At 72.5% G+C, this 24,824-nt stretch carries 26 protein-coding genes; 15 read left to right on the top strand and 11 right to left on the bottom strand.

What is annotated here, in order from left to right; all coding sequences use genetic code 11:
- The 5 genes from QJ852_15555 to QJ852_15535 all read right to left on the bottom strand — a co-directional run bounded on the left by QJ852_15555 (nt 1) and on the right by QJ852_15535 (nt 6,076).
- Nucleotides 1-2,046: an SDR family oxidoreductase gene (locus tag QJ852_15555; GenBank protein ID WGX94566.1), complete on the bottom strand. Its 2,046-nt coding sequence runs from the start codon at nt 2,044-2,046 to the stop codon at nt 1-3.
- A gap of 33 nt (nt 2,047-2,079) precedes the next feature.
- Nucleotides 2,080-3,084, bottom strand: coding sequence for a septation protein SepH (sepH, locus tag QJ852_15550; GenBank protein ID WGX94565.1), 1,005 nt, complete (start codon nt 3,082-3,084; stop codon nt 2,080-2,082).
- A 71-nt stretch (nt 3,085-3,155) separates the two neighbouring features.
- Nucleotides 3,156-3,569, bottom strand: a complete 414-nt coding sequence (locus QJ852_15545; GenBank protein ID WGX94564.1) for a YchJ family metal-binding protein — start codon at nt 3,567-3,569, stop codon at nt 3,156-3,158.
- Nucleotides 3,562-4,881, bottom strand: a complete 1,320-nt coding sequence (locus tag QJ852_15540) for a D-arabinono-1,4-lactone oxidase (protein ID WGX94563.1) — start codon at nt 4,879-4,881, stop codon at nt 3,562-3,564. The genes QJ852_15545 and QJ852_15540 overlap by 8 nt, the downstream gene beginning before the upstream one ends.
- A complete protein-coding gene (locus QJ852_15535) occupies nt 4,850-6,076 on the bottom strand; it encodes an MFS transporter (protein WGX94562.1) in 1,227 nt (408 codons plus the stop codon). Before QJ852_15535 ends, QJ852_15540 begins: the two co-directional genes overlap by 32 nt.
- 32 nt (nt 6,077-6,108) lie before the next feature.
- Between QJ852_15535 and QJ852_15530 the strand changes: the two genes are divergently transcribed.
- From QJ852_15530 to QJ852_15520, 3 genes are all read left to right on the top strand, one after another.
- Nucleotides 6,109-7,236 (top strand): ferrochelatase, encoded by a 1,128-nt coding sequence (locus tag QJ852_15530; protein WGX94561.1) that lies wholly within the window; start codon nt 6,109-6,111, stop codon nt 7,234-7,236.
- Nucleotides 7,233-8,033 (top strand): inositol monophosphatase family protein, encoded by an 801-nt coding sequence (locus QJ852_15525; protein ID WGX94560.1) that lies wholly within the window; start codon nt 7,233-7,235, stop codon nt 8,031-8,033. The genes QJ852_15530 and QJ852_15525 overlap by 4 nt, the downstream gene beginning before the upstream one ends.
- A 136-nt stretch (nt 8,034-8,169) precedes the next feature.
- On the top strand, nt 8,170-8,460 hold the full coding sequence (locus QJ852_15520; GenBank protein WGX94559.1) for a DUF4193 domain-containing protein: 291 nt from the start codon (nt 8,170-8,172) through the stop codon (nt 8,458-8,460).
- Nucleotides 8,461-8,491: 31 nt separating this feature from the next.
- Here the strand turns inward: QJ852_15520 and QJ852_15515 are convergent, their stop codons facing one another.
- Together QJ852_15515 and QJ852_15510 are read right to left on the bottom strand one after the other, a co-directional pair.
- Nucleotides 8,492-8,782 (bottom strand): DUF4235 domain-containing protein, encoded by a 291-nt coding sequence (locus tag QJ852_15515; GenBank protein WGX94558.1) that lies wholly within the window; start codon nt 8,780-8,782, stop codon nt 8,492-8,494.
- A 31-nt stretch (nt 8,783-8,813) separates the two neighbouring features.
- Nucleotides 8,814-9,296, bottom strand: a complete 483-nt coding sequence (locus QJ852_15510) for a DUF3093 domain-containing protein (GenBank protein ID WGX94557.1) — start codon at nt 9,294-9,296, stop codon at nt 8,814-8,816.
- A gap of 51 nt (nt 9,297-9,347) precedes the next feature.
- Between QJ852_15510 and dut the strand changes: the two genes are divergently transcribed.
- Genes dut through QJ852_15490 form a run of 4 tightly spaced genes read left to right on the top strand, consistent with a single transcriptional unit; the run spans nt 9,348 to nt 11,605 of the window.
- Nucleotides 9,348-9,812 (top strand): dUTP diphosphatase, encoded by a 465-nt coding sequence (dut, locus tag QJ852_15505; protein ID WGX94556.1) that lies wholly within the window; start codon nt 9,348-9,350, stop codon nt 9,810-9,812.
- A gap of 31 nt (nt 9,813-9,843) precedes the next feature.
- On the top strand, nt 9,844-10,506 hold the full coding sequence (locus QJ852_15500; protein ID WGX94555.1) for a DUF3710 domain-containing protein: 663 nt from the start codon (nt 9,844-9,846) through the stop codon (nt 10,504-10,506).
- A gap of 23 nt (nt 10,507-10,529) precedes the next feature.
- Nucleotides 10,530-10,889: an OB-fold nucleic acid binding domain-containing protein gene (locus QJ852_15495; protein WGX94554.1), complete on the top strand. Its 360-nt coding sequence runs from the start codon at nt 10,530-10,532 to the stop codon at nt 10,887-10,889.
- Nucleotides 10,886-11,605: a DUF3159 domain-containing protein gene (locus tag QJ852_15490; protein ID WGX94553.1), complete on the top strand. Its 720-nt coding sequence runs from the start codon at nt 10,886-10,888 to the stop codon at nt 11,603-11,605. The genes QJ852_15495 and QJ852_15490 overlap by 4 nt, the downstream gene beginning before the upstream one ends.
- Here QJ852_15490 and QJ852_15485 read toward each other — a convergent pair whose 3' ends face one another.
- Both QJ852_15485 and QJ852_15480 read right to left on the bottom strand, forming a co-directional pair.
- A complete protein-coding gene (locus tag QJ852_15485) occupies nt 11,606-12,280 on the bottom strand; it encodes a TrkA family potassium uptake protein (protein ID WGX94552.1) in 675 nt (224 codons plus the stop codon).
- A 23-nt stretch (nt 12,281-12,303) separates the two neighbouring features.
- Nucleotides 12,304-12,969, bottom strand: a complete 666-nt coding sequence (locus QJ852_15480) for a TrkA family potassium uptake protein (GenBank protein ID WGX94551.1) — start codon at nt 12,967-12,969, stop codon at nt 12,304-12,306.
- Between the two features lie 44 nt (nt 12,970-13,013).
- Between QJ852_15480 and QJ852_15475 the strand changes: the two genes are divergently transcribed.
- Complete coding sequence (locus tag QJ852_15475; protein ID WGX94550.1) at nt 13,014-15,056, top strand: APC family permease; 2,043 nt, start codon at nt 13,014-13,016, stop codon at nt 15,054-15,056.
- Nucleotides 15,057-15,106: 50 nt separating this feature from the next.
- A complete protein-coding gene (locus QJ852_15470) occupies nt 15,107-16,195 on the top strand; it encodes a class I SAM-dependent RNA methyltransferase (GenBank protein ID WGX99470.1) in 1,089 nt (362 codons plus the stop codon).
- 28 nt (nt 16,196-16,223) lie between these two features.
- Here the strand turns inward: QJ852_15470 and QJ852_15465 are convergent, their stop codons facing one another.
- Nucleotides 16,224-16,808, bottom strand: a complete 585-nt coding sequence (locus QJ852_15465) for a hypothetical protein (protein ID WGX94549.1) — start codon at nt 16,806-16,808, stop codon at nt 16,224-16,226.
- A 91-nt stretch (nt 16,809-16,899) separates the two neighbouring features.
- Here QJ852_15465 and QJ852_15460 point away from each other — a divergent pair, with 91 nt between their 5' ends.
- From QJ852_15460 to QJ852_15440, 5 genes are all read left to right on the top strand, one after another.
- Nucleotides 16,900-17,478, top strand: a complete 579-nt coding sequence (locus QJ852_15460) for a TetR/AcrR family transcriptional regulator (protein ID WGX94548.1) — start codon at nt 16,900-16,902, stop codon at nt 17,476-17,478.
- A 124-nt stretch (nt 17,479-17,602) separates the two neighbouring features.
- Complete coding sequence (locus tag QJ852_15455) at nt 17,603-18,340, top strand: isochorismatase family cysteine hydrolase (protein WGX94547.1); 738 nt, start codon at nt 17,603-17,605, stop codon at nt 18,338-18,340.
- Entirely contained in the window at nt 18,340-19,515 is a 1,176-nt protein-coding gene (locus tag QJ852_15450; GenBank protein ID WGX94546.1) for a M20 family metallopeptidase, read from the top strand. Before QJ852_15455 ends, QJ852_15450 begins: the two co-directional genes overlap by 1 nt.
- Nucleotides 19,516-19,585: 70 nt before the next feature.
- The gene (locus tag QJ852_15445; protein ID WGX94545.1) at nt 19,586-20,197 is read left to right on the top strand and encodes a hypothetical protein; all 612 of its coding nucleotides are present in this window, start codon (nt 19,586-19,588) and stop codon (nt 20,195-20,197) included.
- Complete coding sequence (locus QJ852_15440; protein ID WGX94544.1) at nt 20,194-22,131, top strand: YhgE/Pip domain-containing protein; 1,938 nt, start codon at nt 20,194-20,196, stop codon at nt 22,129-22,131. The genes QJ852_15445 and QJ852_15440 overlap by 4 nt, the downstream gene beginning before the upstream one ends.
- Nucleotides 22,132-22,145: 14 nt before the next feature.
- On the opposite strand, the gene QJ852_15435 is transcribed toward QJ852_15440, so the two are convergent.
- On the bottom strand, nt 22,146-22,721 hold the full coding sequence (locus QJ852_15435) for a dihydrofolate reductase family protein (protein WGX94543.1): 576 nt from the start codon (nt 22,719-22,721) through the stop codon (nt 22,146-22,148).
- 145 nt (nt 22,722-22,866) lie between these two features.
- Between QJ852_15435 and QJ852_15430 the strand changes: the two genes are divergently transcribed.
- On the top strand, nt 22,867-24,747 hold the full coding sequence (locus QJ852_15430) for an ABC transporter ATP-binding protein (GenBank protein ID WGX94542.1): 1,881 nt from the start codon (nt 22,867-22,869) through the stop codon (nt 24,745-24,747).
- Nucleotides 24,748-24,824 lie beyond the last annotated feature (77 nt).

Raw genomic sequence — 24,824 nt, 5'->3', positions numbered from 1 at the left:
CTACCAGTGCACGCCCCGGAACAGCTGGGCCATCAGGATCTGCTCGGTCTCGCGGTGGTGGCTGTCGGGCGCCTCCTCGGCCGCGGCGGCCGCCTGGGAGGTCGGCTTCTGGCCCTTCGCGGCGGCCGAGTCCGGGAACACCTGGTAGGCCAGGTTGAGGACCCGGAAGGCAGTGCGCGGCGCGATGGTGTGGGCCAGCTCGCCGGCGGTGCCGAGCGCCGTGTTGATCTCGTGGGGCTTGTCGACCATCGCCTTGATCACCACGTCGGCCGCCTGGGCCGGGGAGATCGTCGGGAACTTGTCGTAGATCTTCGTCGGCGCGATCATCGGCGTCCGCACCAGCGGCATGTGCACGTTGGTGAAGGTGATGCCGTGGCCGACCACCTCGGAAGAGACGACATTGCTCCACGCGTCGAGCGCGGCCTTCGAGGCGACGTACGCCGAGAAGCGCGGCGGGTTGGTCTGCACGCCGATCGAGGAGATGTTGACGATGTGGCCCGAGCGCTGGCTGTGCAGCTGCGGCATCAGGCCCATCACGAGCCGGATCGCCCCGAAGTAGTTGAGTTGCATGGTGCGCTCGAAGTCGTGGAACCGGTCCTGCGACAGCTTGAGTGAGCGCCGGATGGAGCGGCCGGCATTGTTGATGACGTAGTCGACGCTCGGCAGGTCGGCCGCCAGCTGCTCGCAGAGCCGGTCGATCGCCTCGAGGTCGGAGAGGTCGCAGGGGAAGACCTCGGCCCGGCCGCCGCGCAGCTCGATGGTCGCCCTGGTGGCCTCGAGCTTCTCCTTGCCGCGAGCGACGAGGACGGGGATGCCGCCCGCCTGGGCGACCTTGAGCGCCACGACCTGGCCGATGCCGGAGGAGGCGCCGGTGATCACGACGTACTTGTCCTTGAGCGCGGTCACCGCCTTGGCATCGCGGCCGGTGGCGTCGTCGAGGTTCTCCTCCCAGTAGCCCCACAGCGCCCGGACATAGGTCTCCAGCGGCGGGACGCCGATGCCCGAGCCGGCGAGCGCGCGTTCGGTGATCCGCGAGTCGAAGACCGAGGGGAAGGACGTGTGCGCGAGGACCTCGGCGGGAATGCCGAGCCGGCCGACGGTCTGGTCCAGGACCCGCTGCGCGGGAGCGGAGCGGACCACGGCGTTCATCAGGTTCATCGGGCGCAGGGCGCGGGGGATCAGCCCGAGCGGCCCGGCTGTGGTGACCGCGCGGTCGACCGGGGTCGCGAACCGCGGGGCTCCGGCGGCCGAGCAGAAGGCGTTGATCATCTCGATCACCGGCTGTGGCTCGGGGTTGACCAGGTGGAAGGCCTCGCCGTCACGGTCGGGCAGGTGCCCGAGGTGGTCCATCGCCTTGGCGACGTAGTCGACCGGCACCAGGTTGGTGTCGCCGAGGTCGAGCCCGACCAGCGGCAGCCACGCGGGGAGAGCGTCGCGCAGCCGCTTGATCACCGGGAAGAAGTAGTAGGGACCGTCGATCTTGTCCATCGCGCCGGTCTCGGAGTGGCCGACCACGATCGCCGGACGGTAGACCCGCCACGGGATCGCGGCCTCGTCGCGGACGATCTTCTCCGACTCGTACTTCGTGCGGTGGTACGGCGAGGGCAGCGGCTGGCCCTCCTCGAACATCGTCTCGTCGAACCGGCCGTGGTAGTCGCCGGCGGCGGCGACCGACGACACCTGGTGGAAGCAGCCGGCCCGCAGCTCCTCGGCCAGGGCGAGCGCGTGGCGCGTGCCGTCGATGTTCATCGCGTCGTTGGTCGCGTCGTCGGCGGTGATGTCGTAGATGGCGGCGAGGTGGAAGAAGTGCTCGATCCCGCCCGCGTGCTCGGTGATCCAGCCGGGGTCGACCCCGAGCGAGGGCTGGGCGAGGTCGCCGACGACGGGTCGCACCCGGTCGGAGCCCCACTGCCGGATCAGAGCCTCCATGCGCGGGAGCGAGGACGCACGCACGAGAACGAAGACCGGACCCTCCCGGTGGTCGACGAGCTCGGCGACGAGGTGGCGCCCGATGAACCCGGTGGCGCCGGTCACGAAGTAGGCCATGCGCGCACGCTACGCGCTCGCCCTACGGGTCGACTACTGGTCTCCGCCGCCGAACATGATCTCGTCCCAGCTCGGCACCGAGGCGCGCCCGCGCTTCTTCTGCACGGGGCGGCGGTGCCGGGCGCGCTCGGTCTCGGCGGCCTCGGCGGCCTCGGCGGCGGCGTCGGCCGCGGGCTCCGCGGTGGCGCGGATCGGCTCGTCGGCAGGCGTCGTGAGCGGCTCGGCCTCGCCGGTGGCCAGGTCCAGTGCTTGGTCGACGGCGTCGACGGCGGCGCTGGCGGCACCGGTGTCCGGGTCCCCGAGGTCGCCGAGCGGAAGCTCCTCCGGCACCGCCGCCAGCCGGCGCTCGCGCGCCTGTTGGAGGTCGTCGCGGGCCGGCTCGGCCGGCGGCAGCACGTCGCCGATCAGCCAGCGGGCGTCGTCGTTGTCGGAGAGGACGTAGTTGCCCGGCGCGTCGTAGGTGAACCGCGCGACGCCGCCGCGCTCGGAGGTCTCGAAGGTCCCGGTCAGCACCCAGCGGCCGGTGTCGCGTCGATAGGCGTCCCAGGCGACGGCGCCCGGGTCGCCGCCGCGGCCGCGCAGGTGGCCGGCGACGGCGTCGCCGAGCACGCGACTCTGGGCGCCGCCTCCGCCGGACGCGGGCTGGCCCTCGCCCGGGGTACGGCGCACCGACGCCTTCTGCGCCCGCTCGGCGACGTGCTCGCGCTCGGCGAGCACCGGCGCGACATAGGGCATGATCGCTTCCACGGACGTGCCGGCCGCCTCGGCGACCGCCTCCGCGGACTCGCCGGAGCGGATCCGGGTCTGGATCTCGCGGGGCCGGATGCTGCTGCTCATCGAGGTCTCCAATCGACGCGGTTGGTCACCGCGCACCGCGGCACGCAGGTCGGGCGTGATCTCGAGCGTGAACTCGCCACCCTGGTCGTCCACGAGCAGCAGGCGTCGCCGGTCGGACCCCGCCGTCTGGCCCGCGGCCAGGCTCAGCCGCACGGGGCGGTCGGGGCGGTCGGTGCCGCCCTGGTCCGCCGTGTCCGTCATGCCGCCCTCGGGTCGTGTGCCTGCTGCCAGGATGTGTGCCGTCTGTCTGCTGCTGGTCTGTGGGCCCGAGCCTACGCCCCCCACCGGGCCCGGCCTCGGACGTAGAGCCAGGTGTCGCCCTGCTGCCGGAACCGGCTGATCTCGTGCAGCGAACCCGGCTCGCCGTCGCGGGTGTAGCGCGCGACGAACTCGACCATGCCGCGCCGGTCGGCCGGACCGCCGTCCTGGGCCGCCAACACCTCCAGACCGGTCCAGGCGATCCGGTCGTCGAGCTGCAGCGACGGGGGCCGCGTCGCGGGATGCCAGGTGTGCAGCAGGTACGACGCCAGACCCTTCACGAACGCGGAGTAGCGCGAGCGCATCAGTGCCTCCGCGGTCGGGGCCGAGCCGGGGTCGCGGTGGTAGGGGCGGCAACAGTCGTCGTAGGTCCGCCCGGAGTCGCACGGGCAGGCGGGACGGGTGGTCGCCGGCGCCGGCTCAGTCACCGAGCACCCGGTCGAGGTAGGCGTTGGTGAAGACCCGGTCGGGGTCGAGCCGGCCGCGCAGCGCCCGGAAGTCGGCCAGCCGCGGGTAGCGCGGGGCCAGGTCGTCGAGAGCGAGCGTGTGCAGCTTGCCCCAGTGCGGGCGGCCGTCGTGGGCGCGCAGGATCGGCTCCATCGTCGCGAAGTACGCCGTGTGGTCGGCGCGCCAGTGGGTGTGGAAGGCGAGGTAGAACGAGTCCCGCTCGAAGGACGTCGACAGCGGCACGTCGTCGGCCGGCGCAACCCGGATCTCGACCGGGAAGGAGACCGTGAGCCCGGAACGCTCCAGAGCGGTGCGGCACTCCCGCAGCACGTCGAGGCCGACCTCGCGCGGGACGGCGTACTCCATCTCGCGGAAGACGACCCGGCGCTCGGTCGTGAAGACCCGGTGGGCGATGTCGGTGTAGGTCCGCGGCCCGAGGAGGCGCGAGGCGAACCGGTTGGCGGCCGGGATGGCGCGGGGGGCCAGGTTGAGCGCGGCGGTCTGCGCGCCGAACACGGTGTTGGACAGCAGGTCGTCGTCGAGCCAGGCGCGCCAGCGGGGGAGCGGCTCGGCGGCCGCGAGATCGGTGCCGACGCGGGTGTTGCGCTTGGTGAGCATCCGGTCGGAGTGGGGGAACCAGTACATGTCGACGTGGTCGTGCGCGGCGGTCAGGTCGTCGAAGGACGCCATCGCGTCGTCCCACGACATCGGCTGCTCCTCGGCCCGCAACAGGAACAGCGGCTCGACCGCGAAGGTCACCGCGGTCAGCACCCCGAGCGCGCCGAGGCCGACCCGGGCCAGGTCGAGCACGTCGGGGTGCTCGGCGGCCGTGGCCCGCAGCACCTCGCCGGTGCCGGTGACCAGCTCGAGGCCGACGACCTGGGCGGCGAGTCCCGAGGCCCTGCCGCCCGTGCCGTGGGTGCCGGTCGAGATCGCTCCGGCGAGGGTCTGCTCGGCGATGTCGCCCATGTTGTGCAGGCTCAGCCCGAGCCGGGCGAGCTCGGCGTTGAACACCTTGAGCTGTGTGCCGGCGAGCGCCGTCACGGTCATCGCGTCGCGGTCGACGGCGACGATGCCGCGCAGCCCCTCCGGGCGCAGGTGCACGTGCCGCGGGGTCGCGATGCCGGTGAAGCTGTGCCCGGTGCCGGCTGCCTTGACGGTCCGTCCGGCGGCGCGGGCGGCGGTGACCGCGGTGGCGATCTCGGCGGCGCCGGAGGGGGCGAGCACCTCCAGGCCGCTCGCGGACTCCAGGCCCGACCAGTTACGCCAGGCGCTCGGCAGGGGAGTGCTCATGGGGAGGCACGCTATCCGGGACTCCCGCCGTGCGGATCAGCAGTGCGCCGATCAGGGCCACGGCGCCGCCCACCAGGCAGACCAGGTACGCCGGCGAGGCACCCGCGTGGTCGATCACCACGCCGGCGATGGCCGCACCGGGGGCCAGGCCCACCGCGATGCCGGTCTGGATGAACGCCATGCCCTCGGTCAGCCGGGAGGTCGGCAGCACCTGCTCGGCCAGGGACATGGTGGCGATCAGGGTGGGGGACACGGCAACGCCGCCGAGCAGCAGCACCAGCGCCATCAGCGGGATGTTCGGGACCAGGGCGAGGGGAGCGGCGGCGAGGAGCATGCCGAACGCGCCGATCCGGAGCCGGGCGAGCGGGCCGCGGCGCCAGGTGATCGCCCCGGACACGACGCCCGCGAGCAGGCTGCCGAAGGCCCAGATCCCCAGCAGGATGCCGGCGAGGGACTGGTGCCCCCGCTCGTCGGCGAACGCGACGGTGACCACCTCGGCGGCGCCGAAGACGACGCCCAGCGCCGCCGCGACCAGGGTCAGCGGCGCGATCGCGCGCCACGGCATCGGGGGCCGGGCCGCGGCCGTCGCCGTCCGGGGATGCGCGGGCGGCTCGGTGCTGCGCTGTGCGGCGAACACGTAGGTGCCGGCGAGGCCGCAGGCCAGCGCCGTCAGCAGGCCGGCGGCGGGATGGACGCCGGTCGCGAGCATGGTCACCGCGATCGGCCCGAGCAGGAAGACGGTCTCGTCGCCGACGGCCTCGAACGAGAACGCGGTGTGCAGCCGCCCGGGACGGTCGGCGAGGTGATGCGACCAACGGGCCCGCACGCAACTGCCGACAGAGGGGAGCGAGGCGCCGGTCAGCGCTGCGAAGGCGTACGTCGCGCCGTGCGACCAGCCCCACTGGAGACTGCCCATCGTGAGAGCGAGGCCGATGCCCCAGACCGTGATCACGACGGGAAGCACCCGGCTCTGGCCGAGGCGGTCGATGAGCCGACCCTGGACGATCGCGAAGCAGGCCGTGGCGACCAGCGCGACCGCCGACACCGAGCCCGCGAACCCGTACGAGCCGGTCTCGTGCTCGGCCAGCAGGACGAGGCCGAGGCCGACCATCGAGATCGGGAGCCGGGCGAGGAGCCCGGTCATGCTGAAGAGCGCCGTGGCGGGCGTGAAGATCTGGCGATAGGTCTGCAACATTGCGCCGCTATCGTCCTCCCTACGATGGGCGGGTGCCCAATTCTCAGCAGGCCCGGCCGGATCCCACTCCTCGCGACGGCACGTCGCCCACTGCGCCCTACGACGCGTTGCTGCTGGTGTCCTTCGGCGGCCCCGAGGGGCCCGAGGACGTCGTGCCGTTCCTCGAGAACGTCACCCGGGGCAGGGGCATTCCACGCGAGCGGCTCGAGGCGGTCGGCGAGCACTACTTCCTCTTCGGCGGCCGCTCGCCGATCAACGACCAGAACAAGGCGCTGATCGCGGCCGTCGAGAAGGACCTCGCCGACCACGGCCTCGACCTGCCGGTCTACTGGGGCAATCGCAACTGGACGCCCTATCTCGCCGACACCGTCGCGCGGATGGCCGCCGACGGCGTACGCCGGGCGCTGTGCCTGGTCACCTCGGCGTACTCCTCGTGGTCGAGCTGCCGGCAGTACCTCGACAACCTGGAGGCCGCCGCCGCGGCGGTGCCGGACGGTCTCCCGGCGCCGCGGCTCGACAAGATCCGCGCCTACTACAACCACCCCGGCTTCGTCGCCGCCAATGTCGACGGCGTGCTCGCCGCGCTCGACGACCTGCCCGCGCAGGTCCGCGACCGGGCCCGCCTGGTGTTCGTGACCCACTCGATCCCGATCACGATGAGTGACGCCAGCGGGCCTTCCCAGGATCGTGCAGAGGGCGGTGCCTACGTCGCCCAGCACCTCGACGTCGCCGCGGTCGTGGCGACCCAGGTGGCCGTGGCCACCGGCGTCGAGCGCCCCCACGAGCTGGTCTACTGCTCGCGCTCGGGCGCGCCGCACGTGCCGTGGCTGGAGCCGGACGTCAACGACCGGCTCGAGGAGCTCGCCGCCGAGGGAACCGCGGCGGTGGTGCTGATCCCGGTGGGCTTCGTCTCCGACCACATGGAGGTCGTCTACGACCTCGACACCGAGGCCCTCGCCACCGCGGAGCGACTCGGCCTGCCGGCGCGGCGCGCGGCGTCGGCCGGCACCCACCCGGCGTTCGTGGGGGCGGTGCGCGAGCTCGTCCTGGAGCGGGCCGCCGCGGAGCGGGGCGAGGAGCCCGACCGAGCCGCACTGGGCGTCCGCGGCGCGTCGCACGACCGCTGCCCCCTCGGCTGCTGCGCCGGCAGCCGCGCGTGAGCACCCCCGCCGCGCTGTGCGCCCTGGCCGAGGAGGTCGCCCGTGCCGCCGCCGTCCTGGTGCGCGAGCACGCGGCGCGCGGCGTCTCCGTCGCGGCCACCAAGTCCAGTGACATCGACGTGGTCACCGCCGCAGACCGGGCCACCGAGGAGCTGGTCCGTCGGCTGGTCCTCGAGGCGCGTCCCGACGACGCCTTCCTGGGCGAGGAGGGCGGCGACACCGGCGACGCGGTCGGCACCTCCGGGGTGCGCTGGATCGTCGACCCGATCGACGGCACCGTGAACTTCCTCTACGGCATCCCCGAGTACGCCGTGTCGATCGCCGCTGAGGTCGACGGCGAGGTGGTCGCCGGCGTCGTCATGGACGTCGCCAAGGACGTGCTCTACGCCGGCCACCGGGACGGCGTACCCACCCGCGACGGGATGCCGTTGACCGTCCGGGCGCCGGCACCACTGGCGCACCGCCTGGTCGCCACCGGCTTCAACTACACACGTCCGGTCCGTGAGGTGCAGGCCGCCGCCGCGGCCCGCCTGCTCCCGCACATCCGCGACATCCGTCGGACCGGCTCCTGTGCCCTGGACCTGTGCCGGGTGGCCGAGGGCGCCCTCGACGGGTACGTCGAGGAGGGCGTGCACCTGTGGGACCACGCGGCCGGCGGCCTGATCGCCCGGCTCGCGGGGGCGAGGCTGCTGGTGACGGTCGGTGCCGCCGGGACGGACGCCGTCGTGTGTGGCCCCGATCACGGCTTCGAGGAGCTCCTGGCGGCGGTCCGGACCGCGGGCTTCCTCCGGGAATAGCCGGGCCCCGGCCACTGTTCTGGCGACTCGCATCGACCCGGGTATCGCAAACCGGACCCGATGGTGCACAATCTGCCGCGCCACCCGCACGACCAGTGCGGCTGGCGGCCAGCTGAGGGGAGAGAGTACATACGTCATGGCGACTGACTACGACGCACCGCGCAAGAACGAGGACGAGCAGTCCGAGGAGAGCATCGAAGAGCTCAAGGCGCGCCGCCACGACAAGAACTCCGGCAAGGTCGACGAGGACGAGACGGAGGCAGCTGAGTCGTTCGAGCTGCCCGGCGCCGACCTGTCCCACGAGGAGCTCGCCGTCGAGGTGAAGCCCAAGCAGGACGACGAGTTCACCTGCATGAGCTGCTTCCTGGTCCACCACCGCAGCCAGTTGGCGGATCCCAAGAAGATGATCTGCAAGGACTGCATCTAGTCCTTGCGCCGCGACCTGTCCGCGGCCTGGGTCAGGCGTCGCCCTGACGCAGGCCGGGGGGCAGGTGGCCCGTCGACCGCAGGTAGTAGTTGGCGGCGCGCCGCTGCGCCAACATCTTGGCGAGGGCGACGAACGTGCCGCTCGCGGCCGCCCAGGCGACGGCCTCCCAGACGTCGACGTCCGGGTCGGCCGGGTTGGCCGGGGGCTTCTTGCCCGTCGCGGCCCTCCAGCTGGTGTCCAGGCCCTTCTTCGCGACCGCCGCGGCACCGAGCGCGGCGACGAGGGAGAACGTCGACCAGACCTTGGAGCTGTCCTTTGCCATGGACCGAGCCTACTGGGCCCGGCTGCCGGCCCTACTGGTCGGCTCGGTTGCCCGTCCGTACGGTGTTGAGCGCGTCGGCGAGGGCCCGCGGGTGGCGGGAGCTGACCAGCCAGTACGGCGCCGGGTCGGCGGGGTCGGTGATCTCGACCTTCACGGACCGGCGCAGGTAGGGGCGCAGCAGGAGGTACGCACGGGCGTCGGCCTCGGGCCCCGAGACGCGCCGGGTGCGCTCGGTGTCGAGCGCCTCGGCCGTGCCGACGTGCGCCATCTCGATCTGTGCCCGTCCGGCCCGGAACCACCCGTCGGCGACCGCGATCCGCGCGCTGCCGTAGGCGCGCAGCGCCGCGACCATGCCGGCCATCACCACGCCGGTCACGGTCCAGGCCAGCCACGCGGCGTGGCCGATGAGGGCGACGATGAGCGTGAGCCAGAGGGTGGCGACGAGCATCGTGCCCTGGGCCCACCACCGCAGCGGGACCCGCAGGCGCTCCTGGTAGCTCGCACTCTCGCTCACGGGGAGGATGATCCCATCCGCCCGGTGTGGACCTGTCGCTAGGGTCTCCCCGTGCCCGACGACGCCACCGCGGATCTCGTGATCTCCGTCCAGCAGCTCGACCCCGACCTGCCGCTGCCCGCCTACGCCCATCCGGGCGACGCGGGCGCCGACCTGGTGACCGGGGTCGACGTGGACCTGGCGCCGGGTGAGCGGGCGCTGGTCCCCACCGGGGTCGCGATCGCGCTGCCCGAGGGGTACGTCGCGCTGGTCCACCCGCGCTCGGGGCTGGCGGCTCGGCACGGTCTGTCCATCGTCAACACCCCGGGAACCGTGGACGCGGGCTACCGTGGAGAGATCAAGGTGCTGCTGATCAACCACGACCCGGTCGAGGCGATCACGCTGCGGAGGGGGGACCGCATCGCCCAGCTGGTGGTCCAGCGGGTCGAGCGGGCCCGGTTCGAGCCGGTCGTCGCCCTTCCGGACAGCGTGCGTGGCAGCGGCGGCTACGGTTCAACCGGAGGATTCCAGCGGTGATGAGGCCGATGGGCGTGACGAGGAGGACACAGTGAGGCTGCGGCGCAAGGCTGTCGACGCTGACGACGTGGCGGTCGAGGGCGTGGCGGAGGAGACCGCCGGGCCCGACGAGTCCGCCGGACCCCGGGACCTGGCCGGCGCCGGCCCCTTCGACGTCGACGACCTCCCCGAGGACGGCGTGGCCCGGCTCGACCTGGGCTCGCTCCTGGTGGCCCCGTCCGACGGCCGGGAGCTGAGGGTCCAGGTCGACGAGGCGTCCGGCGCGGTCCGCGCCGTGCTGCTGGCCACCGACGCCGGCGCGCTCGAGCTGCGGGCCTTCGCCGCCCCGCGCAACGGAGACCTGTGGAGCGAGATCCGGCCGCAGATCGCGGCCGACGCCGCCCGCCGCGGCGGCACCGCCACCGAGCGGGAGGGCCGGTTCGGCACCGAGCTGGTGTGCGAGGTCCGGCTGACCCGCCCCGACGGGCAGACCGGCACCCAGACCTCGCGGGTGATCGGCATCAACGGTCCCCGCTGGCTGCTGCGCGCCACGCTGCTCGGCGACCCCGCCCGCGACCCCGAGACCGCCGGTGCGTGGGAGGCCGCCATCGAGCAGGTCGCCGTGCGGCGCGGCAACCACGCCATGCCGGTCGGCGAGCAGCTGCCGCTCTCGCTGCCCGAGGGCGCGACGCCCCGGGCCGTCCCGGCCACCTGACCGAGGACGGGACGAGGCCACCCATGCGCACGAAGAGCCGCCTGCGGCGCACCATCAGCAGGTGGGCCAACCCGGACGAGGCCGAGGCCCGCGACCTGCGCAAGACCTTCAGCGGCGACGGCGTGCTGTGCATCGGCGACGCGCCCGACCGGGAGCCGGTGCGGCTGCGCGGCACCCTGCGCACCGTGACCCTGCGCCCGCGCGGCGGCGTACCCGCCCTCGAGGCCGAGCTGTACGACGGCACCGGCACGATCACCGTGATCTGGCTGGGGCGCCGCCGGATCGCCGGGATCGGCCCCGGCCGCGCGCTCGAGGTCCAGGGCCGGGTCGGCACCCAGGACGGCCACCGGATGCTCTACAACCCGAGGTACGAGCTGCTGTGACCACCCCCCACTCCGCGATCGGCGTCGACACCGTCGAGGCGCTGGTCCGCCGTCAGCTGGCGACCGCCCTCGGCGGCCGGCGCGGCATGCTCGAGGCCGCGATCCCCGGCGTCGTCTTCACCGCCGTGTGGCTGAGCACCAAGGAGCTCCAGTGGGCCCTGGTCGGCAGCCTCGTGGTCGCCGGCCTCGCACTGCTGGCCCGGGTGCTGCAGCGCTCCAGCACGCAGTACGTCCTCAACGCCGTGTTCGGCATCGGCATCGGCTGGGTCTTCGTCCGCTGGGCGGAGAGCTCGGGCGGCTCGGAGTCCGACCAGGCGCTCGCCTTCTTCCTCCCCGGCATCCTGATGAGCCTCGGCTACACCGTCGTGCTCGGGTTCACCTGCCTGATCGGCTGGCCGATGCTCGGGTTCATGCTCGGCGGCGTGACCGGCGACGCGACGGCCTGGCACGACGACCGCCAGGTGGTGCGGCTGTGCAGCCGGCTCACCTGGGTGATGCTCCTACCCGGCGCGGTCGGGGTGCTCCTGCAGGGGCCGGTGTGGCTGCTCGGCCACAGCGGGCGGCTCGACGCGGACCAGGCGGTCGTGCTCATCCTGATCCTGCGCACCGGTCTGGGCTGGGCGCTGCGGATCGGGTCCTGGTCGGTGATGATCTGGCTGCTGGCCCGCAACGCGACGCCCTTGGGGTCTCCTGACGCCGAGCCCGACCCGGCGTAGCTACTTGGCCGGGTGCGAGCCCGGGGCGAGCAGCCGCTCCAGCTCGTCCTCGGCCTCGGCCGGGACGACGAACAGCAGCTCGTCGCCGGACTCGACCGGCTGCTCCGGGGTCGGCACGTAGACCTGGCCGTCGCGCAGGATCGAGACCAGGGCGCAGTTCTCCGGCAGCGGGATCAGGCCGGACTCCTTGCCGACGTACGGCGAGTCGGCCGGCAGCACCATCTCGACCAGGTTCGCGTTGCCCTTGCGGAAGGTGAACAGGCGCACCAGGTCGCCGACGCTGACGGCCTCCTCCACCAGCGCGGACATGATCCGTGGGGTCGAGACGTTGACGTCGACGCCCCAGGCCTCGGTGAAGAGCCACTCGTTGTTGGGGTGGTTGACCCGGCCGACGGTGCGCGGCACGCCGAACTCGGTCTTCGCGAGCAGCGCGGTGACCAGGTTGGCCTTGTCGTCGCCGGTCGCGGCGATGACAACGTCGCACTTGTCGAGACGCGCCTCCTCCAGCGACGACAGCTCGCAGGAGTCGGCCAACAGCCACTCGGCATCGGGGACCCGCTCGGGACGGATCGACGACGGGGACTTGTCGATGAGCAGCACCTCGTGGCCGTTCTCGATCAGCTCGCGGGCGATCGAGCGGCCCACGGCACCCGCTCCGGCGATGGCGACTCTCATGTCTTCCTGGCCCTCTCAGACTTTCACTCGCCGAGCTCGGGCCCGCGGCCGAGCACCTCGTAGGCATGGTCCGCGGACTCCTCGCGGGTGACCAGGTGGAGCATGTCGCCCTCCTGGATGACGCTGTCGCGGTCCGGCAGCAGGCCCTCGCCGAGCCGGTCGATCCAGGCGACCCGGCATCGGGCCTGCTCCTGGAGCTGCCCCACCCGGGCACCCACCCAGACCTCGGGGGTCGGGAGGTGGTCGACGCGGATGGTGCCGGACGGGTCCCGGAAGTCCGGCTCGGCGCCGGCCGGGAGGATCCGGCGCAGTACCTGGTCGGCGGTCCATTTGACGGTCGCGACCGTGGTGATCCCGAGCCGCTGGTAGACCTCGGCGCGTCCGGGGTCGTAGATCCGGGCCACGACCTGCTGGATCCCGAACGTCTCCCGCGCGACCCGGGCCGCGATGATGTTGGAGTTGTCGCCGCTCGACACGGCGGCGAAGGCGTCCGCGCGGCGGATGCCGGCCTTCTCCAGGACCTCCTGGTCGAAGCCGATGCCGGGGATCTTGTCGCCGTTGAAGCCCGGTCCGAGCCGCCGGAACGCGTCAGGCTCGCTGTCGATGATCGACACGGTGTGGTTGCGGTCCTCGAGGCTTCGGGCCAGGGTCGAGCCGACCCGGCCGCAGCCCATGATCACGACGTGCACGGTGAGCACGCTATCCCACGCCCGATGCCCTACCGTTGTCGCTCGTGGGTGTCGGAGACGTATCGAAGCGCATCCTGCTCGGACGCAAGCTTCGGAGCGCCCAGTTGGGGGAGACGCTGCTGCCCAAGCGCGTCGCGCTGCCGGTGTTCGCCAGCGACGCCCTCTCGTCGGTGGCCTACGCCCCGGACGAGGTCTTCATCATGCTGGCGATCGCCGGCACCGCTCAGTACGTCTGGTCGTGGAAGGTCGCGATCGCCGTCGCGCTCGTGATGGCGGCCGTCATCGCGTCGTACCGACAGACGGTGCACGCCTATCCGTCGGGCGGGGGCGACTACGAGGTGGCGACGGTCAACCTCGGTCGGACGGCGGGCATGACCGTCGGCAGCGCGTTGCTGGTCGACTACGTCCTCACCGTCGCCGTGTCGATCTCCTCGGGCGCCAACTACGCAGCGTCGGCGCTGCCGGCGTTCCAGCACCACGAGGCGACGGTCGCCGTCGTCATGGTGCTGCTGCTGATGGCGATGAACCTGCGTGGCATCCGCGAGTCGGGCACCTTCTTCGCCGTCCCGACGTACCTGTTCATGTTCGCGATCCTGGGCATGTGCGCCTTCGGGTTCTTCGAGATGGTCGCGGGGACCCTGCCGATGGCCGAGAGCGCCGACCTCGACATCACGCCGAAGGAGGGCTGGGAGGACCCGATCACCACCTTCGGGCTGGTCATCCTGCTGGCCCGGGCCTTCTCGTCGGGCTGTGCCGCCCTGACCGGGGTCGAGGCCATCTCCAACGGCGTGCCCGCGTTCAAGCGGCCCAAGAGCCAGAACGCCGCGACCACGCTGCTGCTGCTCGGCATGATCGCCATCACGATGATGGTCAGCGTCATCGTGCTCGCCAAGCAGATGGGGATCCGGTTCGTCGACCCCCACGAGTTCGGGCGCCTCACCCGCGACGGCCTGCCCGTGCCCGACGACTTCGACCAGCACGCCGTCATCGCGCAGATCGCGCGGGCCGTGTTCTCCGACTTCAGCCCGGGCTTCTACTTCGTCGTCACCGTCACCGGCATCATCCTGGTGCTGGCGGCCAACACCGCCTTCAACGGCTTCCCGGTGCTCGGCTCGATCCTCGCCAAGGACGGGCTGGCACCCCGCGCTCTCGGCGCGCGCGGCGACCGGCTGGCCTACAGCAACGGCATCGTCTTCCTCGCCGCGATGGCGATCGTGCTCATCGTCGCCTTCGACGCCGAGACCACGAAGCTGATCCAGCTCTACATCGTCGGCGTCTTCGTCTCCTTCAACCTCAGCCAGCTCGGCATGATCCGGCACTGGACCAGGGCGCTGACGACCGAGCGGGACCCCGCCGCGCGCCGGCGGATCTACCGCTCCCGGGCCATCAACGCGGTCGGGCTGTCCTTCACCGCCGTGGTGCTGGTCGTCGTGCTGCTCACCAAGTTCCTCGCCGGCGCCTGGATCACCATCCTCGCGATGGGCTTCTTCTTCGTGGTCATGAAGTCCATCAAGAAGCACTACGACAACGTCGAGCGCGAGCTCGCGGCGGACGAAACCGACAAGGCGCTCCCGACCCGCGTGCACGCCGTGGTGCTCGTCTCCAAGCTGCACAAGCCGACCCTGCGGGCCCTGGCCTTCGCCAAGGCCACCCGACCCAACGCGCTCGAGGGCGTCTACGTGTCGGTCGACGAGAAGGAGACCGCGCGACTCCTCGAGGAGTGGGACGAGCGCAACACCGGCGTCCCGCTCAAGGTGCTGCACTCGCCGTACCGCGAGGTCGTCAAGCCGATCGTCGAGTACGCCTCCGCGATCCGGCGGGCCAACCCCCGCGGTGTGGTCGCGGTCTACATCCCCGAGTACGTCGTGGGCCGCTGGTGGGAGCAGTTCCTCCACAACCAGACCGCACTGCGGCTCAAGGGCCGGCTGCTGTTCACGCCGGGAGTCATGGTCATCTCGGTGCCCTACCAGCTGCGCTCCTCCGAGATCGCGCTCGAGCGCGAGGAGCGCGATGAGCACCGGGTTCGCCCCGGCGACCTGCGCCGCGGGCGGGTCGGCTCCGGCGACGACAAGCAGATCCGGCGGTGAGCCGCCCACGGGCCCGGCGACCACGGGTGCGGGCCGCCCGGGGCGACTCGATGGTCGGGCGCCGGTTCGAGGTCGAGGTCGGTCCGGTCGCGCACGGCGGGCACTGCGTGGCCCGGGTCGAGGAGCGGGTGGTGTTCGTCCGGCACGCCCTGCCCGGCGAGCGGGTGGTCCTGGAGATCACCGAGGGCACCGAGGGGGACCGGTTCTGGCGCGGCGACGCCGTCGAGGTGCTGACCCCGTCGCCCGACCGGGTGCCCGCACCCTGTCCGTACGCCGGCCCGGGCCGCTGCGGCGGCTGCGACCTCCAGCACGTCGCCCTGCCCGCCCAGCGCGAGCTCAAGGCCCGGGTCGTGCGCGAGCAACTGCTCCGGGTGGCCCGGATCGAGGTGGACGTCGTGGTCGAGGCCGTCCCCGGCGACGAGGAGGGCCTGCACTGGCGCACCCGCCAGCGGTACGTCGCGCTGCCCGGAGGCGCGCGCGGCATGCGCAAGCACCGCTCCCACGACGTCGTCGCCGTCGACGCCTGCCTCCTCGAGGCGCCGGACGGTCCGTCGTACGACGTGCGCGGGCACGCTTTCGAGGTCACCACCGCACCCGGCGAGGGCGCGAGCTTCTGGCAGGTCCACCCCGGCGCGCCCGAGGTTCTGGTCGACGCGGTGCTCGACGCGCTCGGCCCCCGGCCGGGGGAGAGCGCGCTCGACCTGTACGCCGGCGTGGGGTTGTTCAGCCGCTTCCTCGCCGAGGCGGTCGGACCGACCGGCTCGGTCGCGGCGGTCGAGGGCGACCGCACGGCCTCGGCCCTGTCCGAGCGCAACTGCCCCGGCGTCCTGGCCTGCGGGGGCGACGTCGGCGCCGTCCTCGCGGACGGTCTCCCGGACGCCTGGGCCCGTGCCGACCTGGTGGTCCTCGACCCGCCCCGCACCGGGGCCAAGCGCGCCGTGGTCGAGCAGGTCGTCGCGCGCGAGCCCCGGGCGGTCGCCTACGTCGCCTGCGACCCGTCGGCACTCGCGCGCGATGTCGCGATCTTCGCCGAGCACGGCTACCGGCTGGCGTCGCTGCGCGCCTTCGACCTGTTCCCGATGACGCACCACGTCGAGTGCGTGGCGTTGTTGACGAGAACCGGCCCCGACCTGGGGTGACGCCGGCCGGTGACGTGCCGCCGGGCGGTCAGGGGGACAGCAGCCCGGTCGCCCGGAGCAGCATCGGGAGGACGACGAGGATGCTGCCCAGGACGAGCGGGGCGCCGCAGATGCCGAGGAGAACCTCTCGCTTCCCCAGCCCGGCACGTCCGGCGTAGGAGAACGCGAGGAGTCCGAAGCCCGCGGCGGCCAGGAGGAAGGCGAGCACGTAGCCTGCTGACGCGAGATCGAGGCGTTCCGCGTCGCCCGCCATGCCGGTGAGCATGGCCACCGCCTGGGCCAGACTGCCCGCGACGTAGATGGTCACGGTCGCGAAGGCGGCCCACAGGAGAACGCCCACGACCCTCGGCCGCAGGAAGCTGGGCGGCTCGACGACGGCGAGGACTGCCGTGGCCACGCCGACGAGCTTGACGGCGGCGACGTACCAGTTGACGACCGAGAGGGCGTCGGCGTCAGCGGCATGCGGCCCGGAGGCGAACTTGTCGGTGACCTCGAACCAGACGCTGATCGCCGCGAAGACTCCGCACCACACCGCGACCGACGCGCCTACCGCTGTGACGAACGGGGGCGGCGGCGCGACGCCTGGCCGGGTGTGCCCGGGGGTGAATGCCATGACGATTCCTTCCGAGAGGGTGGGTCTAGCATGGGCATCCTAGAACAATGATTCTAGAACTTGACCTCTGGTGAGCCGGTAGTCTGCGCCGGTGGCCCTCGCCAAGTTCACCTCCGACGGGATCCTCGACGCGTGTGCGGAGGAGGTGCTCGCAAACGGCGGCGACGTGCGGATCGCCGATATAGCCAGCCGGCTGGGTGCTCCCACGGGGTCGATCTATCACCGGTTCGGATCGCGACAGGAGCTTCTCGTCCGACTGTGGCTGCGCAGCGTCGGGCGCTTCCACGTGGACTATCTGGCCGCCGGGGATCAGGACGACCCGGAGCGTGCGCTGTTGGCCATGGCCGAGTGCGTCGTCGCGTTCAGCCGTGATCATCAGCTGGACGCGGTCGCCATGACGTTGTACCGGCACTCACGTCTGGTGCTGACGGCCCCCGAGTCCTGTCGCGAGGACGTCGAGAACATCAACGTCGGCATACACGACCGCCTCGCGGTGCTGGCCGAGCGGCGTTACGAGCACACGACCGAGCGCCACCGGTTTCTCGTGCGTCTCGCCGCGGCCGAGAGTCCCTACGGGCTCGTCAGGCCCTATCTGTGGAACTCGGTGCCCGCGTCGCTGCCCGAGGCCGTGGTCGCCAGCTCGAGAGCCATCCTCGCCCTCGGCGACTGAACCCGGGGCGGCCTTGAGGACGGATTCCCGGTCCCTCCGGTGAGGGATCACCAGGTACGTCCCTAGAGTGAGGCGCACCACCCGTCGGCGCGGCGCCGACTTCTCACGAACAGGAGCCCCCCACATGACCTCCACCCCGTCCGACGTCACCGACGAGATGGTCAACGCCTTCGCCGACACCTACTACGGCGGGCTCAGCTCCAGCATCTACGCGACGCCCGTGCCGCTCGACCCCGCGGACACGGTGCTGGTCCTGATCGACATCCAGGAGTGCATCACCAAGGAGGCGTTCCTCAAGACCTTCGCCGCGCTCGGCGTCGACTCCGAGCCGATGCTGCCGATCCTCGACCGCATCGAGGCCGACATGCGCGCCACGGCGGCCAACATCTCGGCCGTGCTGGAGCGGTGCCGCGAGACGGGGATCCGCCCGATCCACGTGCGCATCCAGTCCCACCTCCCCGACGCCGCGGACACCGGCGCGCTGCACACCTCGGCGGGCATGTTCTACCCGCCGGGCTCGAAGGACTCCGAGTTCCTCCCCGAGGCGATGCCGCGGGAGGACGAGATCGTCCTCAACAAGACCTGCTCCGGCATCCACGTCGGGACCCACATCGACCAGGTGCTGCGCAACCTCGGCGCCCGGAAGGTCCTGGTGGTGGGCTTCTACACCGACCAGTGCATCAGCGCCTCGGTGCGCGACCTCTCCGACCTCGGCTACCAGGTCGACCTCATCGAGGACGCGGTCGGCGCCCTCAGCCCGCAGCGCCACGAGTACGCGCTGCAGAGCATCCGGAAGATCTACGCGAACTCCGAGACCACCGAGACGCTGCTGGGCCGCCTGGCCGAGCTCCCCGCGCGCTAGTGGCACCCGCGGACGCCGGGTCGGCCGCGCTGGCGACGGCCGTCGCGGTACGCCGGTCGATCCACCAGCATCCCGAGCTGAGCTTCGAGGAGCACCGCACCGCCCGGCTGATCCGCGAGCACCTCGACCGGATCGGCCTGCCCTACCGGGCCGGCGTCGCGGGCACCGGTGTCGTCGCCACGCTCGACACCGGTCGCCCCGGCCCGGTCACCGCCTTCCGTGCCGACCTGGACGCGCTGCCGATCACGGAGGACACCGACCAGCCGTTCCGGTCCACGGTGGCGGGCGTGATGCACGCCTGCGGACACGACATGCACACCGGGATCCTGCTCGGGCTGGCCGAGCTGCTCGCCGCCGAGGCCGCCGCGCTGACCGGCACCATCGTCTTCGTCTTCCAGCCGGGCGAGGAGGCCAACGGCGGCGCACAGCGGGTCATCGACGCCGGCGGGCTCAGCGACGCCGGGGTCGAGCGGATCTTCGCCCTGCATGTCGTGCCCGAGCTGCCGACGGGCTCGATCGCGCTGCGCGACGGCGCCCTGACGGCGACCGACGACGAGTTCGAGATCTCCGTCGCCGGACGGGAGGCGCACAGCTCGCAGCCCGAGCTGGGCGTCAACGCCCTGTCGGTGGCGGCTCGGTTGGTCACGGCGCTCGACGGTCTGTGCGCCACGCTGAGCCCGTTCAGCGTGGCCACGTTGAACGTCGCCTCGGTCCATGGCGGAGAGGCGATCAACGTGATCCCCGGCGACGCCGAGGTGCGGGGCATGCTCCGGTGTGTCGAGTCGGCCGACAAGCTCCTGCTGCGCGAACGGCTGATCACGACGGCCGAGGCCGTCGCCGCGTCGATGGGCGCGCAGGCCACGGTGCGCATCGTCGAGGGCTTCCCGCCGGTGGTCAACGATCCGGACCTGACCGCCACGGTCCGCGTCGCCGCTCGCGAGGTCCTGGACCCGGGGGCGCAGATCATCGAGTTGGAGCGCCCTCACCTGGGCTCGGAGGACTTCGCCTACTACCAACAGGCGGTGCCCGGCGCGATGTTCATGCTCGGGTGTGAGCGATCCGGAGCCACCGGTGGCGGCCTGCACACCCCCACCTTCGATCCCGACGAGGGTGCCCTGGCCGTCGGTCTGGCGGTCTTCTCGGCGATCGCGCACCGGGTCAACGGCGTGACCTGACCGACGCGGCCGCTCACCGGGCGCGCCGTTGATCCCCACGTCGTGGAGCGGTCACGGCAGACTGGCCGCCATGGCGAACCTGGTCATGACGGATGGGGCGGTCGCGGGACTGCTGGAGGCCACCTCGGTGGAGCTGGTGCCGGGCGAGGTGGTCGTGGCGGTGGGGAGACCGGGCCACGGCAACGTGGCCCTGGCCCTCGCCCTGGCCGGGCGGCTGCGACTGAGCGCCGGCAGCGTCGAGCTCGGCGGCGACCCCGCGCCCACGCCGCTCCAGCAGGCGGTGGTGCTGGTCGACGTACCCGGAGTCACCGAGCCGGACGACAGCGTCCCGTTCCGGGTCGTGGTGGCCGAGGAACTGGCCCTGGCCGGCCTCTCCTCCGGCCCGCGCGCGACCTCGGCCTGGCTGCGGGAGCACCGGCTCGGCACCAGCCCGCGGCTGCGTACCGAGGACGTGTCGCCCCTCGAGCGGATCCGGTCGCTGACCGAGCTCGGGTCCACGCGACCCGACGCCCGCTTCCTGGTCCTGCTCTCGCCGGACCGGCACGGCCTGCACCGGCGGGACTGGTGGCCGATCGCCCACGCGGCAGCCGACCGCGGGCTCGGGGTCCTGGTCACCGTCAGCGAGGCGGTCGACCTCGACGGCGACGTCGCCCGGGTGGCCGCGATCGGGGGCGCGGCGTGAACGCCCTGCGCATCGCCTGGAGCGAGCTGTCCCGGCTGCTGAGCATCCGGATGGGCCGGATCACCGTGCTCGCACTGGTGACGGTCCCGACGATCTACGCCGGCCTCTACCTGTACGCCAACCACGACCCGTACTCGGCGCTGGACCGGGTGCCGACGGCCCTGGTCGTCGAGGACGCCGGGGCCACCGGACTCGACGGTGCCCGGCTGGAGGCCGGGCGGGAGGTGGCCGACCAGCTGCTCGATTCCCGGGACTTCGGCTGGCACGAGGTCGACCGCGCGACCGCGAAGACAGGTGTCGACGACGGCACCTACGACTTCGCGCTGGTGATCCCGCGTGGCTTCTCGGCGGCGCTGTCCAGCAGTGCGGGTGCCGAGCCGGAGCAGGCCCGGATCACGATGATCACCAATGACGCCAACTCCTATCTCTCCACGACCATCGCCAACACGGTCGCCACCAAGGTGCGCGACGCGATCGGCGAGAAGGTCTCCCAGGAGGCGGTCGGCACCTTCCTGCTGGGCATCGCCGACGTCCGGCAGGGCCTGCAGCAGGGCGCCGACGGCGCCGGACAGCTCCAGGACGGCCTGCGCGAGGCGAAGCGCGGCTCCCGCAAGCTCGTCGGCGGCAGCGCCCGCCTGGCCGACGGCGCGGGCGACCTGCGCGACGGCGCGACCCGGCTGCACGACGGACTGTCCACGCTCGCGACCCGGACCGCAGCGCTGCCCCGCCAGGCGCGGCAGCTCGCGGACGGTGCCCGACAGGTCGCCGACGGCGACCGGAAGGTGGCCGACGCGGGCACCAAGGTCGCCGACGCCGTCCACGCCGCCCGGGTCGCGTACGACGGCGGGCGCGCCGACCTCGTCGCCCAGATGAACCAGCTCGGGATCGACCCCGCCGGCCAGGACCGGCTGCTGGCCGTCTACGACCGGGTGGGCGCGAAGGTCCACGCCGGCGACAACCGGGCCGACGGGGTCCGCAAGCAGCTGAACCAGCTCGCCGCCGGCGCCGGCCAGGTGGCGACCGGCGCCGACCAGCTGGCCCGCTCGGCCCCGGCCCTGGTCGACGGCATCGGGCAGGCGCGCGACGGCGCCGGCGAGCTGTCGTCGGGCGCCGCCCGGCTGACCCGGGGGGCCGGGACCCTGCACGACGGGACCGTCGAGCTGCGCTCCGGCCTGCGACAGCTGACCAGCGGTGCCGGCACGCTCCGCGACGGTCTCGCCTCCGGTGTCGAGCAGGTGCCGGACACCACCGAGGAGTCCCGCCAGCGGATCGCCGAGACCATCGCCAACCCGATCGACGTCCGGGCCCGCAGTGACGCGGCGGCCCGCAACTACGGCGCGGGCCTGGCACCCTTCTTCCTGGCGCTGGCCGCCTGGATCGGCGGGTACGTCCTCTTCCTGCTCGTCCGTCCGCTGTCGAGCCGGGCGCTGGCGGCCAACCAGCACCCGCTGCGGGTCGCCCTCGGCGGCTGGCTGCCGCCGGCGCTGATCGGCGCGGCCCAGATGACCCTGGCGTTCGTCGTGGTCGCGGTCGCGCTCGACGTCGGCATCGTCGAGAGCCTGCGCACCTGGCTGTTCATGATCCTGATCTCGGCGACCTTCGTCGCCGTCGTCCACCTCATGAACGCGCTGCTGGGCACGCCCGGACAGTTCCTGGCGCTGGTGCTGATGGTCGTGCAGCTGGTGACCGCCGGCGGCACCTTCCCCTGGCAGACGATCCCCGAACCCCTGCACTGGCTGCACCAGGTGCTGCCGATGAGCTACGCCGTCGACGGACTGCGCCAGCTCATGTACGGCGGCGACCCGGCCCGGGCGCTGACCGCCGTGCTGGTGCTGGCGGCGTACCTCGTGGGGTCCCTGCTGCTCACCTCGCTCGTCGCGCGGCGCCAGCGGGTGTGGACGCCGAGTCGGGTGAAGCCGACCGTCGTGCTGTAGCCGCGCCGATCCGGTCAGCGCACGACGTCGTAGCAGAGCTTCTGCACGCCGTTGGCGTAGCTCTGGCTCTCGACCAGCTCCAGCCGCTGGCGGTCCTTGTCGGTCTCGCTCCACATCCGCTTGCCGGCGCCGAGCACCCACGGGAACACCAGCAGGTGGTAGCGGTCCAGCAGGCCGGCGTCGGCCAGCCCGCGGGCCAGGCTGGCCGAGCCGTGGACCGAGATGGGCGCGCCGTCGGTCCGCTTGAGGCCGGCGACGTCGTCGAAGGAGCGCAGGATCGTGGTCTCCCCCCAGTCGGTGACCAGGTCTCCCTCCTCGAGGGTCGTGGAGACGACATACTTCGGCATCGCGTTGTAGCGGGGGAACTCGTCGGTCATCGAGGGCCACACGGGTGCGAACGCCTGGTAGCTGACCCGGCCGAGCAGGAGCGCGCCGGCCTCCTCCTGCTCGCGCGCCTTGAGCTCGTAGACGTCCTCCTGGAAGTCGATGCCCTGGAAGGTCCAGCCGCCGTTGCGGTAGTCGTCCTCGGGCCCGGGGGCCTGGACGACGCCGTCGAGGGAGACGAAGGCGGTGTAGATCAGGGTGCGCATGGTGACCTCCGGGGTCGGTAGGGGTGCTGACATCCTCTCCACGAACGGCGGTGGCGGGCTACGACAGGTCGGGCGGGTGCCTTTTTCGGGGACTCCGCGCCGCCGGCTTGTCCTCATGTCGGCTTGAGGTTCTACGGTCACGGACATGAGCATGGAGTCGATCGCCTGGAACCAGGTCTACCGGGGGATGCACGGGCCGGACGAGCAGCGGGCCTTCAGCGCCGCGACGGCGAAGCGGATCTTCCGCTTCGCGCGGCCGCACCGCCGCAAGCTGGTCGGCTTCGTGGTGCTGAGCGTCCTCACGGCCGGTCTGGCCGTCGCCACGCCGGTGCTGGCCGGCGACGTCGTCAACGCGATCGTCGCCGGTGACAGCCGTGGCGTCGTGGTCCGGCTGGCGCTGGCGATCGCCGTGCTCGCCGTACTCGACGCGGCGCTGGGGCTGGTGGCGCGCTGGCTGTCGTCCAAGATCGGCGAGGGACTGATCCTGGATCTGCGCACCGCCGTCTTCGACCATGTGCAGCGGATGCCGGTGGCCTTCTTCAGCCGTACCCGCACCGGCGCGCTGGTCAGCCGGCTCAACAACGACGTGATCGGGGCGCAGCGGGCGTTCAGCCAGACTCTGTCCGGCGTCGTCGGCAACCTGGTGACGCTGGTGCTGACCCTGGTCGTGATGCTCGGCATCTCCTGGCAGGTCACCCTGCTCGCCCTGGTGCTGCTGCCGGTGTTCGTGGTCCCCGCGCGGCGGATGGGCCGGCGCCTGGCCGGCATCCAGCGGGAGGCCGCCGACCACAACGCGGCGATGGGCAACCAGATGACCGAGCGGTTCTCGGCGCCCGGCGCGACCCTGGTCAAGCTGTTCGGTCGTCCCGAGCAGGAGTCCGCCGAGTTCGCGGCGCGGGCCCGGCGGGTGGCCGAGATCGGCGTCCGCACGGCCATGGTGCAGACCACCTTCGTGACCGCGCTGACCCTCGTGTCGGCGCTCGCCGTCGCGGTCGTCTACGGACTGGGCGGCGCGCTCGCCCTCGACGGCACCCTCGACGCCGGCGACGTCGTCGCGCTCTCGCTGCTGCTGACCCGGCTCTACGCGCCGCTGACCGCGCTGGCCAGCGCGCGGGTGGAGGTGATGAGCGCCCTGGTGAGCTTCGAGCGGGTCTTCGAGGTGCTCGACCTGGAGCCGCTGATCACGGACCGGCCCGGTGCGGGCCGGGTGCCCGACGGTCCGGTCGGCGTCGAGCTCGACGACGTCCGCTTCGCCTATCCGTCGGCGGACAAGGTCTCGCTCGCGTCCCTGGAGGCGGTCGCCACCCTCGACACCCGCGGGGGCGAGGAGGTGCTGCACGGCATCTCGCTGCGTGCCGAGCCCGGCCAGGTGGTCGCCCTCGTCGGCTCCTCCGGTGCGGGGAAGTCGACGATCGCGCAGCTGGTGTCGCGGCTGTACGACGTCGATGCGGGCGCCGTCCGCCTCGCGGGCGTCGACGTCCGCGACCTGACCGCCGCGTCGATCCGCGGGACGGTGGGGATGGTGACCCAGGACGGTCACCTGTTCCACGACACCATCCGCGGCAACCTGCTGCTGGCCCGCCCGGAGGCGAGCGAGCAGGACCTGTGGGACGCCCTGAGCCGGGCCCGGCTGGCCGACCTGGTCGGCGCCCTGCCCGACGGACTGGACACCGTGGTGGGGGAGCGCGGCTACCGGCTCTCGGGCGGGGAGCGACAGCGGCTCACCATCGCCCGGCTGCTGCTCAAGCAGCCGCGTGTGGTGATCCTCGACGAGGCCACGGCGTCGTTGGACTCGACGTCCGAGGCCGCGGTGCAGGCGGCGCTGGGCGAGGCGCTCGCCGGGCGGACCGCACTCGTCATCGCGCACCGGCTCTCCACCATCCGGGCGGCGGACCTGATCGTCGTGGTGGAGGACGGGCGGATCGTCGAGCGAGGGACCCACGCGGCGCTGCTGGCGGCGGGTGGCCGGTATGAGGAGCTGTACCGCACCCAGTTCTCCGAAGCGTCCCCGGATCGTGTATCTTGATGTCAAGAGATATCGGGCTTCCGGTGTCCTGAGAACTTAGGTCAGCCTCACTATCCGGTCCGCCGTCCGCGGCGGCA

It is taken from the genome of Nocardioides sp. L-11A, from assembly GCA_029961745.1.
In the GTDB taxonomy this organism is placed as follows: Bacteria; Actinomycetota; Actinomycetes; order Propionibacteriales; family Nocardioidaceae; genus Nocardioides.
The sequence above is the reverse complement of the archived record's forward strand: the minus strand, read 5'-3'. Positions and strand labels throughout refer to the sequence as shown.